This window comes from Neobacillus sp. BF23-41, from assembly GCF_041106275.1.
On the sequence record NZ_JBGBPR010000004.1, the window covers coordinates 138,133 to 151,200 of the forward strand.

At 40.2% G+C, this 13,068-nt stretch carries 15 protein-coding genes and 1 pseudogene; 2 read left to right on the forward strand and 14 right to left on the reverse strand.

Translation table 11 applies throughout. From position 1 onward, the window contains the following. Positions 1–64: 64 nt before the first annotated feature. Positions 65–226 carry an aspartyl-phosphate phosphatase Spo0E family protein gene (locus AB7942_RS08700; RefSeq protein ID WP_088089448.1) on the reverse strand — a complete coding sequence of 54 codons (162 nt, stop codon included), beginning with the start codon at positions 224–226 and terminating at the stop codon, positions 65–67. Positions 227–473: 247 nt separating this feature from the next. On the opposite strand from AB7942_RS08700, the gene AB7942_RS08705 reads away from it, so the two are divergent. After that, entirely contained in the window at positions 474–1,460 is a 987-nt protein-coding gene (locus AB7942_RS08705) for a potassium channel family protein (RefSeq protein WP_369446539.1), read from the forward strand. A gap of 1 nt (position 1,461) precedes the next feature. On the opposite strand, the gene AB7942_RS08710 is transcribed toward AB7942_RS08705, so the two are convergent. The 6 genes from AB7942_RS08710 to yugI all read right to left on the reverse strand — a co-directional run bounded on the left by AB7942_RS08710 (position 1,462) and on the right by yugI (position 7,846). Then, positions 1,462–1,875 carry a YugN-like family protein gene (locus AB7942_RS08710; RefSeq protein ID WP_369446540.1) on the reverse strand — a complete coding sequence of 138 codons (414 nt, stop codon included), beginning with the start codon at positions 1,873–1,875 and terminating at the stop codon, positions 1,462–1,464. Between the two features lie 107 nt (positions 1,876–1,982). Further along, positions 1,983–3,329 (reverse strand): glucose-6-phosphate isomerase, encoded by a 1,347-nt coding sequence (locus tag AB7942_RS08715; RefSeq protein WP_214714966.1) that lies wholly within the window; start codon positions 3,327–3,329, stop codon positions 1,983–1,985. 121 nt (positions 3,330–3,450) lie between these two features. Next, positions 3,451–4,614, reverse strand: coding sequence for an iron-containing alcohol dehydrogenase (locus AB7942_RS08720; RefSeq protein WP_369446541.1), 1,164 nt, complete (start codon positions 4,612–4,614; stop codon positions 3,451–3,453). 118 nt (positions 4,615–4,732) lie between these two features. Further along, complete coding sequence (locus AB7942_RS08725) at positions 4,733–6,016, reverse strand: Glu/Leu/Phe/Val family dehydrogenase (protein WP_369446542.1); 1,284 nt, start codon at positions 6,014–6,016, stop codon at positions 4,733–4,735. Positions 6,017–6,041: 25 nt separating this feature from the next. Continuing rightward, complete coding sequence (locus AB7942_RS08730) at positions 6,042–7,241, reverse strand: ornithine--oxo-acid transaminase (RefSeq protein WP_369446543.1); 1,200 nt, start codon at positions 7,239–7,241, stop codon at positions 6,042–6,044. 197 nt (positions 7,242–7,438) lie between these two features. Next, a complete protein-coding gene (gene yugI, locus AB7942_RS08735) occupies positions 7,439–7,846 on the reverse strand; it encodes a S1 domain-containing post-transcriptional regulator GSP13 (protein ID WP_088089455.1) in 408 nt (135 codons plus the stop codon). 145 nt (positions 7,847–7,991) lie between these two features. On the opposite strand from yugI, the pseudogene AB7942_RS08740 reads away from it, so the two are divergent. After that, positions 7,992–8,261: pseudogene (locus tag AB7942_RS08740) on the forward strand (helix-turn-helix domain-containing protein); the annotation flags it as partial. A gap of 181 nt (positions 8,262–8,442) precedes the next feature. On the opposite strand, the gene AB7942_RS08745 reads toward AB7942_RS08740, so the two are convergent. The 7 genes from AB7942_RS08745 to AB7942_RS08775 form a co-directional block, all read right to left on the reverse strand. After that, positions 8,443–8,706: a DUF1871 family protein gene (locus AB7942_RS08745; protein ID WP_088089457.1), complete on the reverse strand. Its 264-nt coding sequence runs from the start codon at positions 8,704–8,706 to the stop codon at positions 8,443–8,445. Positions 8,707–8,762: 56 nt separating this feature from the next. Further along, positions 8,763–9,140, reverse strand: a complete 378-nt coding sequence (locus AB7942_RS08750; RefSeq protein ID WP_369446544.1) for a PH domain-containing protein — start codon at positions 9,138–9,140, stop codon at positions 8,763–8,765. A 173-nt stretch (positions 9,141–9,313) separates the two neighbouring features. Next, positions 9,314–10,510: an alanyl-tRNA editing protein gene (locus tag AB7942_RS08755; protein WP_369446545.1), complete on the reverse strand. Its 1,197-nt coding sequence runs from the start codon at positions 10,508–10,510 to the stop codon at positions 9,314–9,316. Between the two features lie 140 nt (positions 10,511–10,650). After that, positions 10,651–11,208 (reverse strand): hypothetical protein, encoded by a 558-nt coding sequence (locus AB7942_RS08760; RefSeq protein ID WP_369446546.1) that lies wholly within the window; start codon positions 11,206–11,208, stop codon positions 10,651–10,653. Positions 11,209–11,363: 155 nt separating this feature from the next. Next, complete coding sequence (locus tag AB7942_RS08765) at positions 11,364–11,912, reverse strand: superoxide dismutase family protein (RefSeq protein ID WP_369446547.1); 549 nt, start codon at positions 11,910–11,912, stop codon at positions 11,364–11,366. A 96-nt stretch (positions 11,913–12,008) separates the two neighbouring features. Then, on the reverse strand, positions 12,009–12,218 hold the full coding sequence (locus AB7942_RS08770) for a hypothetical protein (protein ID WP_088089462.1): 210 nt from the start codon (positions 12,216–12,218) through the stop codon (positions 12,009–12,011). 93 nt (positions 12,219–12,311) lie between these two features. After that, positions 12,312–13,052, reverse strand: coding sequence for a peptidylprolyl isomerase (locus tag AB7942_RS08775; protein WP_369446548.1), 741 nt, complete (start codon positions 13,050–13,052; stop codon positions 12,312–12,314). Positions 13,053–13,068 lie beyond the last annotated feature (16 nt).

Here is a 13,068-nt window from a genome sequence, read left to right on the forward strand (position 1 = left end):
TATTCCCATTTGACAAAAATAAACCTTCCGGGTTTACCGGAAGGTTTTATATTGTGGACATGAATTAATGTTCTCGAAAATTATAATAGACATTTAATAGAGAATCGAGTTTCTGGCTGCATTGTACTACATTTGGATTAGAATAACCGTAAAGATGCGCTAATTCAACCATTTCTGACCTTGTTTTTTCAATTTTTGATAGTAGCGTATTTAAACCAATCCCCATGAAACCAACCCTCTTTCTATGTTGTAACTATATTAATGTTAATAACCATAATTTATAAGTTTTAACCATTAAATACAAGTAGATTAGAGAAAAATATTCGTATCCTTTGTGAACATTGACCTATTTTTAAAATTATCAAGTAGTCCTATTAGATCGATTCTTTTTCGTCAATAATAGGAAAAGGAATAACTGTTTCAGCAACAAATCTAAGTGATGGAGCTAGATCACGAGAAAAGAGGTGACATTCGTGCCGAACAGAGTATATATCAGTTTCTTGCGTTTACCGCTCCTCGTTCGAATTCTATTAATTGCGTTGCTAGTGTTTCTCTCATTTGGAATATCCATTCATTTTTTAGAGCCTGATACGTTTCCCACCATTTTTGATGGCATTTGGTGGGCCATTATTACTGCATCAACAGTCGGATATGGCGATTATGTACCACATTCCTTCTTAGGAAGACTAACAGCGTTAATTTTAATACTGTTAGGTGTTGGATTTGTTTCCTCCTATTTTGGAACATTGGCAGCCGCTGCCGTTACGAAACAAGATGCCTTTTCCGAAGGGAGAATTCCTTTTAAAGGCGAGGGCCATATCATCATTATCGGTTGGAATGAACGGTCGAAAGAGTTAATAAGTAAGCTTACTCACACGAAATACGCACAAATGATTGTTTTAATAGATGAAACACTTGAATCAAACCCAGTGAAATCACGGTTTGTCCACTTTATCCAAGGGAAAGGCCATGTCGATGAAACGATCATCAAAAGTGATATCAATCGAGCGAAGAAGGTGCTGATTACTGCTGATAGAGGAAACGATGAACTCCAAGCAGATATGAACAGTATTCTTACCTTACTAACGATAAAAGGGATATGTGCTCAAGTAAAATGTATCGTTGAAATATTAACGGCAGAGCAAGTGGTCAACGCCTATAGAGCTGGTGCCGACGAAGTCATACAATCCAATAAACTGACAAGTGTTTTTATGGTTAACAGCCTGCACTCAAATGGGAATGGACTCTTATCAAACATTGTTCATGAGTTACAGGAAAGTCGATTGTCCTCCTATCGAGCCGAGGAGCAGGAGATTGGAAAGCCCTTCAGCGATGTTTGCCATATCCTTTTAAAAAAGGGCTTCCTTCTGATTGGGATTCAAAGAGGGGATGAAACCTTGCTGAATCCATCCCACTCCTTGCCAATCGAAGAAAATGATCAACTGTTAATTTTTAAATAGCCTAATCAGCTAGGAGCAGCATTTCCAATTCCTTTACCAATGATTTCCCCTCATCGATATATGCTTGAGGAAAGCTAGCATCCTTATCAACAGGCTCCTGAAACTGATTGATGGTTCCAGAAAAGGTGCCTGTTCCTGCTTCGTCATCTAGTTCCGCCTCAAATAGGTGCGACAATAGAAACGGTCTCCCTAGCTTAACGGTACAATTATTAGCATCAAGCTGCCCGTCGACTGCTTGAAAGGGCAAGCGCAAGAACTGATAGCCTTCTTCTTCACCACCATTAATTTTATAATCAAATGCACCATGATCATAATCCCAGTTCCCGCCAATCGTATAGCCGATTGGTTTTAACTTTTTTTCAAGCTTATACAAATCAAACTGCTTACCTTCTACCTCTGATGGTACCTCAATCATAAAAATTTACCCCCTAATTATCGATACAAATAGTTTCTCCAAATCAGGTAAATTTCAATAAAAAAAAGAGAACTGATTTATTTACTATCAGTTCTCTTTCAGGTTTATTATAATCGTTTTTCCAATTCAGCCTTTTTCTCTTCATATCCCGGTTTTCCTAGAAGGGCAAACATATTTACTTTATAGGCTTCTACCCCTGGCTGATCGAAAGGATTTACACCCAGTAAGTAGCCGCTCATCGCGCAGGCCTTTTCAAAGAAATAAACAAGGTAGCCTAATGTATACTCATCCATTGCTGGAATGTTAACAATTAAGTTCGGCACGCCGCCATCTGTGTGGGCAAGCATGGTCCCTTGAAATGCCTTATTATTAACAAAGTCAACCGTTTGACCAGCAAGGTAATTCAGCCCATCTAAGTCATTCTCGACAGCTTCAATTTTCAACTCGTGGCGCGGCTTGTCGACCTTAATAATGGTTTCAAATAAATCACGACGACCTTCTTGAACATATTGTCCAAGAGAGTGAAGATCCGTTGAAAAATTTGCTGAAGATGGATAAATACCTTTTTGGTCTTTCCCTTCACTTTCTCCAAATAACTGCTTCCACCACTCTGAAAAATACTGTAGTCCTGGCTCATAATTAATCAGCATTTCAATCGTCTTGCCTTTATTATACAGCACATTTCTAACGACCGCGTATTGGTAGGCGGCATTATCTTCGAGTTCAGAATGACCAAAGTCGGTTTGTGCTTGCGCTGCGCCCTCCATAATTTTTTCAAGGTTTGCCCCGCTTACTGCTATCGGAAGCAGCCCTACTGCTGTTAGGACAGAATAACGGCCGCCAATATCATCGGCGATTACAAATGTCTCGTAGCCCTCTTCTGTTGCTAAAGTTTTTAGAGCACCTCTTGCTTTGTCCGTTGTCGCATAGATTCGTTTGCGTGCCTCATCTTGACCATATTTTTCTTCAAGAAGCTTACGGAAAATCCGGAAAGCAATTGCTGGTTCGGTTGTGGTGCCCGATTTGGAAATAACATTAATAGAGAAGTCCTTTCCATCGAGGACGTCGATTAGATCTCTCATGTAAGTAGAACTGATATTATTACCAACAAATATTACTTGAGGTGTCTTTCGTTTTTCTTTTGACAATGCATTGTAAAAACTATGCTGGAGCATTTCGATCGCAGCTCTTGCTCCAAGGTATGAACCACCGATTCCAATGACAAGAAGTACATCAGAATCAGCTTTGATTTTTTCAGCTGATTTTTGAATGCGTGAAAACTCTTCCTTATCATAGTTGGTTGGGAGTTCAATCCACCCTAAAAAGTCACTTCCTGCGCCTGTTTGCTCATGTAGAGAATGATGAGCAACTTTTACAGCATCTCGTAAATATGTAAGTTCATGTTCTCCGAAAAAGCTTAATGCTTTTGAGTAATCAAAACGAACGTGTGTCATGCATGATCCTCCAGAAATTTATTTTTCACTAACCACTTTATCGAATGATGAGATGATTATCAAGGAAGGTCACTTCGTGTAAGCGCACCCAATTTCGACAAATTTCTTCACAATCGATATATTATAGTGATGCACGATAAATGGCCGTTACATCCTCACGGTTTAACCTAGTAAAGTTTCCAAATTCTCCGTTTTCCATCGCTCTGTCCGCCATTAACTCAAGCTTCGAATCGTCAATGTCATAATCGGCTAACCGTGAAGGTGCTTCGATACTATTCCAGAATTCACGTAACTTTTGAATGCCTTCAAGCCCTGCCTCTTCGACACTCCTGCCTTCAGGATTAACCCCAAACACCCGAACAGCAAGCTGCTTAAAACGTTCCGGCTTCACCGCTAAATTATGGCGCATCCAGTGCGGGAATAGGATGGCAAGACCGCCGCCATGTGGGATATCATAGACTGCTGATACAGCGTGTTCAAGATTGTGAGTAGCCCAATCGCCGCGATATCCCATATTCAAGATGCCATTGAGTGCCATTGTACCGCAATAAAGGATCGTTGCCCGGTGTTGATAATTTTCTAGGTCTGAGAGCAATTTTGGCGCGGTTTCCATTACAGTAATAAGTAGTGATTCACACATGCGATCTTGAAAGTCTGTATTTTCTTCTAAGTGAAAATAGTGTTCAAGGACATGTGACATCATATCGACCATTCCATAAATCGTTTGATTTCTAGGAACCGTAAAAGTATTAACTGGGTCTAATATTGAGAATTTAGGGTAAGTTACTGGACTTCCCCAGCCATATTTTTCATTTGTTTCCCAATTAGTAATGACGGAACCTGGATTCATTTCTGAGCCTGTTGCCGCAAGTGTCAAGACGGTTCCAAAAGGCAGTGCATCTACTGCAAACGCCTTTTTAATGACTATATCCCAGGCATCCCCATCATACTTCGCTCCCGCTGCAATTAGCTTTGTACAATCAATGACACTGCCGCCGCCAACTGCCAACAAGAATTCAATCCCTTCTTGTTTACAAATTTCTACCCCTTTTCGTGCGGTAGTTATCCGTGGATTCGGTTCCACTCCCGGGAGTTCAAAAACCTCAGCACCGATTTCAGATAATAGGCTAATAACATTTTCATACAAGCCACTTCGTTTGATACTGCCGCCGCCATAGACCAGCAAAACCTTTTTACCATAACGAGGTACTTCTGTTTTTAATTGTTCCAACTCACCTTTTCCAAAAATTAATTTGGTTGGATTCAAAAATGTAAAATTTTCCAAAATAAAACACCATCCTTTACCTTTTTCATTATTAGTTATTATGGTTCAATTTGCAAAAAAAACTAGCTAAGATCTAGACAAAAAAATCCTTGCATATTGAATAATGCAAGGATTTTTTTTATACCCATCCTCTAAACAGGGAGGCCTCCGCCATTTTTCTTACACCAACCATATATGCGGCTAATCGCATATTGACGTTGCTAGTTTGCGAAAGATGATAAATATCATGAAACGATTTGATAAGCTTGGAACGTAATTTAACTTCCACCTCATCTTCACTCCAATATAACCCCTGCTTATTTTGAACCCATTCAAAATAGGAGACTGTGACACCCCCTGCACCGGCCAATACATCTGGAACGAGCAGAATCCCCCGGTCTGTAAGAATATTCGTCGCCTCCAGCGTCGTCGGTCCATTAGCCGCTTCTACGACAATTCCTGCTTTGATGTTAGAGGCATTTTCAGCTGTAATCTGATTTGAAATCGCTGCAGGGACCAACACATCACATTCCTGCTCTAGTAATTCTTTGTTGGTGATTGTCCCCTCAAAAAGCGAAGTCACCGTACCAAAGCTGTCTCGGCGGTCCAAGAGATAATTAATATTTAAACCATCAGGGTTATAGAGGGCACCATACACATCGGATATTCCAACCACGATTGCTCCCGCATCATGCATAAATTTAGCGATATAGCTGCCAGCATTCCCAAATCCTTGGACAATCACTCGGGCTCCCTTTACCTTCATTCCGCGTTTTTTGGCCGCTTCTTCAATACAAATGGTTACTCCCTTTGCCCCAGCCTTTTCCCGCCCTTCAGAACCTCCAAGTACAAGTGGCTTGCCTGTAATAAAACCGGAAGAGCCAAATTGGCGAAGACGGCTGTATTCATCCATCATCCAAGCCATAATCTGAGAATTTGTATATATATCGGGTGCCGGAATATCCTTTGTAGGTCCGACAATTTGACTGATCGCACGCACATAACCTCTGCTCAATCGCTCAAGCTCACCGAATGACATCGTTCGGGGGTTACAAAGAATCGCTCCTTTTCCCCCGCCAAAAGGCAAGTCAGCAATTCCGCATTTTAAACTCATCCACATCGATAATGCCTTTACTTCATTAGCAGTCACTTGAGGATGAAAGCGGACACCACCCATGGTCGGTCCAACCGCATCATTATGCTGTGCCCTAAACCCGCTAAAAATTTTTGTAGAACCATCATCCATCCGAACAGGAATTCTGACATCGGACATTTTTAACGGTTCTTTTAATAATTCGTACATTTCTTGGTTATAGCCTATTTTTTTTAATGCATCATGAATAACAATCTGTGTTGATGTGAGTAGGTTCAATTTCTCTATATCCTTTTCATCTTCACTACTCGTTACATCATAAATCCCCATTTTGGCACCCCTAGTTAGTAGTCCATTATCCTAGAACGTTGTTAATCCTCTCTATCGCCCAATTCAATTCTTCTTTATTGATAACCAGCGGCGGCGCAAAACGAATCACCGTGTCATGTGTCTCCTTACACAGTAGACCTTGGTCCTTTAATTGTTCACAATATTTGCGGGCCGGTGCCGTTAGTTCAACACCAATAAATAAGCCGCGGCCGCGAACATCTTTGATTAACGGATTATTAATTTCTTTTAATTTACTGAGAAAATAATCACCAAGATCAAGGGATTTTTCAGCAAGTTTTTCATCCGTTAGCACATCAAGTGCAGCAATCGAAACCGCACATGCCATCGGATTCCCACCAAAGGTAGAACCGTGCGATCCTGGATTAAAAACACCCAAAATATCTTTATTAGCAACAACACACGAAATGGGGAACACGCCGCCGCCAAGTGCTTTACCGAGGATATACATGTCAGGCTCGATTCCTTCCCACTCGCAGGCGAACATTTTACCTGTTCGGGCCAAACCTGCTTGAATTTCATCAGCAATAAACAGAATTTTATTTTCCTTACATAAATCAAAGGCCGCCTTCATAAAGCCTTCCGGCGGAATGACAATCCCAGCTTCACCTTGAATGGGTTCAATTAAAAACGCTGCAGTATTAGGCGTAATCGCAGCTTTTAATGCCTCCAAATCACCATAAGGAATAAGGTTGATTCCTGGCAGCATTGGTCCAAATCCGCGTTTATATTCATCATCAGATGATAAGGAGACTGCCGTCATGGTCCTGCCGTGAAAGTTTCCAATACATGCAATAATTTCTGCTTGGTTCTCTGCCACACCTTTAACATCATAGCTCCAACGTCGCGCCGTTTTCACAGCCGTTTCGACTGCTTCCGCCCCTGTGTTCATTGGCAGCACCATTTCTTTATTCGTTAATTGACAAACTTTTTCATACCATGGGCCCAGCTGGTCATTATGAAAAGCACGCGAAGTTAACGTAACCTTATCTGCTTGATCCTTTAACGCTTGAATAATTCGTGGGTGACGATGCCCTTGGTTTACCGCAGAATAAGCACTAAGCATGTCCATATATTTATTGCCTTCAGGATCTTCTACCCAAACACCCTCTGCACGAGTGATGACAATTGGCAAGGGATGATAGTTATTCGCACCGTATTTCTCCGTTTTTGCGATTAATTCATTCGAATTAACGTTTGTTGTCATAATGAAATTTCCTCCATTTCAAAGCTGGGATATGTATATATAGTTCTATTGTAGCCGAGCTTGAAAAAAGAATGAACACTTCATCAAAACTTTTATTTATGAAAAAGGCTATATTTTTTGTATAATTTTTGTGCATAAAAAAAAAGGCCTAGTCCACTGCTAAAATCATAGCATTTGGACTAGGCTTTTTTTAAAATTTATTTTTTAATTAAATCTTCACGTTGAGACTGGTCAATCCATTCTTGAAGCTTATCTTTTAATGTGTTAAAGCCTTGTTGACCTTCCACTTCTGGAATAATCGCAGCTGCTTGGCGTTTACGAGGCTTCTTTGCTTTTGGAGCAGCCTGTTGTTGAACAGGTGCCTCTTCAGTAGCACGGATGGACAGACCAATCTTGCCTGCACCTTCATCTACAGATAATACTTTAACCTTAATTTCATCGCCTACTTTAAGGTGGTCATTAATATCTTTCACGTAACCATGTGTAATTTCAGAAATATGCACAAGGCCTTGGGTATTATCATCAAGCGCAACAAACGCACCGTATGGTTGAATTCCTGTAACTTTACCTGCTAATATACTTCCAGTTTCGATCTTTTCTGACATGAAAACACTCCTAAGTGATTAATTATTTTATCCATTATATATGCATTATAATATTATATCACAAAGAATGCCTTTAATCAAAAAAGATTAAAATATTAAATATAAAAGGGCTCATTCAAAAATCTTAACATAATGTTCAAGTTGTGCAGGAGAAAGATATACCAAACGTGATACACTAATAGTGAGGAAATCTATTTTTAAAGGAGAGGTGAACCAAATGAATACAATCGGCCAAACCATTAAAAATGCCCGCGAAATGCTCAACATGTCTCAAGAGGAGCTGGCACAAAAAATCAGAGTTGGATCACACACAATTGAGAAATACGAATCTGGTGAACAAATTCCAAGTACGCAGACACTGTTAAAGTTATCTACTGTTTTAGATCTCCCAGCTGCAGAGTTATTAAAACAATAACATATTCAACCATTTTTTTGATGCAATGATCCTTATAGTAAAATAATCCGTTTTTTCTTTTCACGACTGTATAAAAAAAGGGAATACTGGAAAACCTTTATATCATAAGGCTTTCTAGTATTCCCCCCTTTTTTGAAGTGGACATCCAATAATGGTATGTCCCTTTTTTTTTCCTAAACTGCTAAATGGAACAAGAATCAGTTGCTTTAATAGCTAGTAATTCTTTTGCTACTTTCAGACATTTTTCCATTGGGATTACCTTTTCAAATGAAAATTCATAAATGCTTTGTATTTTTTTGGCCAACTCATCCGAGGCATCAAGTTCATGAATTGCTTGGATCGTATCAGCGATTTCTGTTTCATATCCTCCGTTGGACAATTGGAATGGGTCCCACTCATTTAATACGTCAACATATTGCAAATTTATTTGAAGCTCTTTTCTCATATGCTTTTACTCCTAATTTTTGCTTTTAAATAGTATACCATAATACACCGTTTCACTTACTTAAGAACATACTCAGCTAGAACACTTTGAAGCTCGTAGATGTTCAAGTTCTTGTTAAATTGTTTTTGCAAAGGCAGGGCATTTCCAGAAATCCATATTTTCAGTTCCGCATCTAAATCAAAGTTACCCGCAGTTTCAATGCTGAAATGTGTAATGCTTTTATAGGGAATGGAATGGTATTCAACCTTTTTACCCGTTAGCCCCTGTTTATCCACTAAAATCAAACGTTTATTGGTAAAAATAAACATGTCACGAATTAACTTGTACGCTTTATCAATACGCTCATTCGGTGAAAGCACTTTTCCAAATTCCTGCTGTACATCGGCGGCATTTACCTCTGATGCGTTACCCATCAATCCATCTAAAAACCCCACTAACTTCACCCTTTCAGACTAATAATTTACTTCAAGTCCACCCTTACCTTTGGTTAAATAGGCACTTTTATATTGCCCTGGGGTCAACCCTGTATACTTTTTAAATAGGGAGGTGTAATAGCCTTGATTGCATTGGGCCTCCTTGGAATGGAGGCCTATTGTGCGATGTGGGACTATTGTGCTGTTTCCAATATATGCTGCAGCATTTGCTCCCCTGACATCAGGGCTTCACCGCCACCCTGGGCAAAGGAATCACTTCCACCGCCCTTTCCATTTATAAGGGGAAGCCCCTTGGCGATTACTTTCTTCATACTTTCCGTTCCAGATGCCCCCCGCGCACAAACTAGCTGCAGTCGATTTTCAGTTTGTGAAACAAAGTAAACGATTGCTGTTTCATCTTCCGCAGTGATGATTCGGGCAAGCTTTTGCAGATCTTGAAGCGATCTGTTTTGAAATACTTCACTTATGAGTTTCTGCTCATTCGGATTACTTTTTCCAAGTAAGTCTTGCGCCTCAAAATGGAGAAGGTTTTCCTGAGTTTGTTCCAGGGCTTTTTCTAACGTTTTATTATTTTCAAGGAGACGAAGGGCAGCTTGTTCCATTTCTTTTTCTGGTGCATTAAGAATCTTTGTTAATTCTAGCAGCACCTTTTGTTTTTGACCAAGCTGCTTAAGCACTCGGTTTCCACAAACAAATTGGACTCGAACTTTTTTCTTTTGCCTTTCCCAATCCAATACTTTTATTGCGCTAACCTCACCAGTTGCCTTTGGATGCGTGCCACCGCAGCCGTTATAATCAAAGTCTGGAATAATAACAAGGCGAATATCCTCTTTGACCTTGGTTTCTTTTCGTAGTGTAAATTGAGACAACTCTTCTTCAGACACCCATTTAATCTCGATCGGCCTGTTTTCAAGGATGATCTGATTCGCAAGTTCTTCTGCTTTTTGAACTTGGTGCTGGGTCAGATTTTCTGTCTCTAAATCAATCGTGAGCAATTCCGCACCCAAATGGAATCCGACGGTCTTGAACTCGAATAACTGGTCAAAGGCCGCAGATAAAATATGCTGTCCAGCGTGCTGCTGCATATGATCATGGCGTCTTTCCCAAGCAATGATACCAGATACTTCCTGCCCTATCCCTTGTAATGGCCCCACAAGATTATGACGAATTTCCCCGTCGATTTCTTCAACATTTATTACGTTTTGATCAGCAAGGGTTCCTAAGTCGTGTGGCTGTCCGCCACCAGTTGGATAAAAAGCGGTCTGATTCAAAACCACGTACCAATTTCCAGTTGAGTCTTGCTCTTGTTTTAACACCAACGCTGTAAAGGCTTTTATATATGCGTCCTGGTAATACAATTTATTCTCCATTTTTGTTGTGCACTCCTATGTATTTAACATTTATTTATAAACACATTGTCATGAAAAAAGGAAAATAAATCAAGTTATAAGAAAACTGTCCCCTCGGTTATGAAGGAACAGTTTTCTCTAACCATATTATTTCTTACTTGTTATTTCTTTTCTTTACGCTGCGTGGGTTTAGTTGGTGGTTTTTGTACACTTTGCTGGGAGCCGCCCATGCCTTGAGAGAACCCCGTATGCTGTTGTCCGCCCATCAGTTGCGGTAATCCGCCCATGCCTTGAGGGGATCCTGTTTGTTGTCCTCCCATCATTTGCGGGAACCCTCCCATGCCTTGAGGAGATCCTGTTTGTTGTCCTCCCATCATTTGTGGGAACCCTCCCATGCCTTGAGGAGATCCTGTTTGTTGTCCTCCCATCATTTGCGGTAATCCGCCCATGCCTTGAGGGAATCCTGTTTGTTGTCCTCCCATCATTTGCGGGAATCCGTGATGTTGTCCACCCATCATATGTGGATAGCCCGGTTGCTGGTATCCTCCCATCTGCGGGTAGCCCGGTTGTTGGTATCCCCCCATTTGTGGATAGCCATGTTGTTGGAATCCTCCCATTTGTGGATAGCCTGATTGTTGATATCCTCCCATTTGTGGGTAGCCCATTTGTTGGTAACCAGGTTGTCCCGGAAATCCTCCAAAGTATTGCCTTTTTTCCATTATTTTCGCCTCCTAAACTGTCTCCATGCTAGTGTATGTCCACTTTTAGGATAAGTTTAGATTACTACCTATATAGAAGAACATTTCTTAAAATAAAAAACATGATGATGAAAAAAAAAGACTATCACATTTCGGTGATAGCCATTAAAATTTTATTATTTCTCATCCTGTGCATTCTTTTGACCTGCTTTTTTATTTTTAGTAATTTCACCGCAAGCAATCCGTTTACCAGAATCTCCTGCAGGTGGTGTCATGCCATCATCTTTTCCTTCATCAACCACAATCGTGGTTCCTTCTTTTGTAAACAATGAAGTTTTTCCATCTTTTAAGGTGACATTGGGTGCCATTAAGTCTGCCTTAACTGACCCATCATCCTCGACGATTAAATTAGGCAGATCCCCTGCATGGGCACCTTTAGGGTGGAGTAGCCCATGTTCCTTATTTTCAGGGTTAAAATGGTCTCCTGCAGATTTAAAATCTGGAGCCACACATTTCCCACTGTCATGAATATGAATCGCATGTTCCCCAGCTGGAAGGCCCTTTAAATCCACTGATAATTTCACACCACTAGCTTGCTCAGCTACCTTAATTTTACCAAGCGAATCTCCCACCGTATTATACATTTCCACATCAATTTTTCTAATTTCCTTTTCAGTACAACCTGTAAGAATGAGCAGCGGAATGATCAACCAGCTTTTCTTCATATGTATACCCCCACACTAGCCAATTTGCCCTTAGTATGGACAATCTGCCCCTCCTTTATCCAATGAACGGATAAAGGAAAAAGGAACAGCTATTTGTTAACTGTTCCTTTGTGGAGGATGTTGATTTTTTAATTGTTCTTCTAATTCTTTTGCTTTTTGGGCCTCCCGTTTCGAGACTGAAATAATTATTCGCATCGTAAGAAAGGCTCCAATTAAAAAAATCACAAATGTAATGGCAGCAGGAATATATTCTGATTTATCTTCTGGAAAGTATAAAAATAAGGAAAGTACCAATGGTTGAAACATTTTCTTCTTCCTTTCTATCAAGGAACTGCTCTAAAAATTAATTATAGCAACAAAAAACGTTTCAATCCACTTTTCAATCCGATAACAATTTCTTTATTGTAAAACCTTAATCTCTTTAATAATAACATCTTTTTTGGGTTTATCTTGGGCACCAACTGGGGTGTTGGCAATTTTATCAACGATATCCATGCCATCAATCACCTGGCCAAAAACCGTATGACGATGATCCAGCCATGGTGTACCGCCGTTTTTATTATAAGCTTCAATAATTTCTTTTGGATAACCAGCCTTTTCCATTTGTTCTTTCATTGCTGGATCATGTGAAGAGCTTTGCACAATAAAAAACTGACTCCCATTTGTGTTGCTGCCCGAATTAGCCATGGATAAGGCACCGCGGAGATTATAAAGATTCTTTGAAAACTCATCTTCAAAAGGCTTCCCATAAATGCTCTCTCCGCCTGTTCCGTTCCCGTTCGGATCCCCGCCCTGAATCATGAAATCCTTTATGACCCTGTGAAAAATTAGTCCATCATAATAACCTTCTTCACTATGTTTTACAAAGTTTTCAACCGCTTTTGGTGCATACTCAGGGAATAATTTGATTTTAATGGTTCCCATCGACGTTTCCAATTCAACGAGCTTTTCATCATCGGAAACCTCGGTTGAAAGTTGAGGAAAGCCTTCATTTGTCACTTGTTGGTCCCCTTCCTTCTGTTCCGTTTTTGGTGTCGTCGTTTTCGGTGTGGATTCCTCTTTCTTTGTGCTTGTCCCACATGCGGCCAGTACTAAAACAATTGTCAATAATGTAAACAAGATTTGCAAATTCTTTCTCATATATCATTCCTCCATT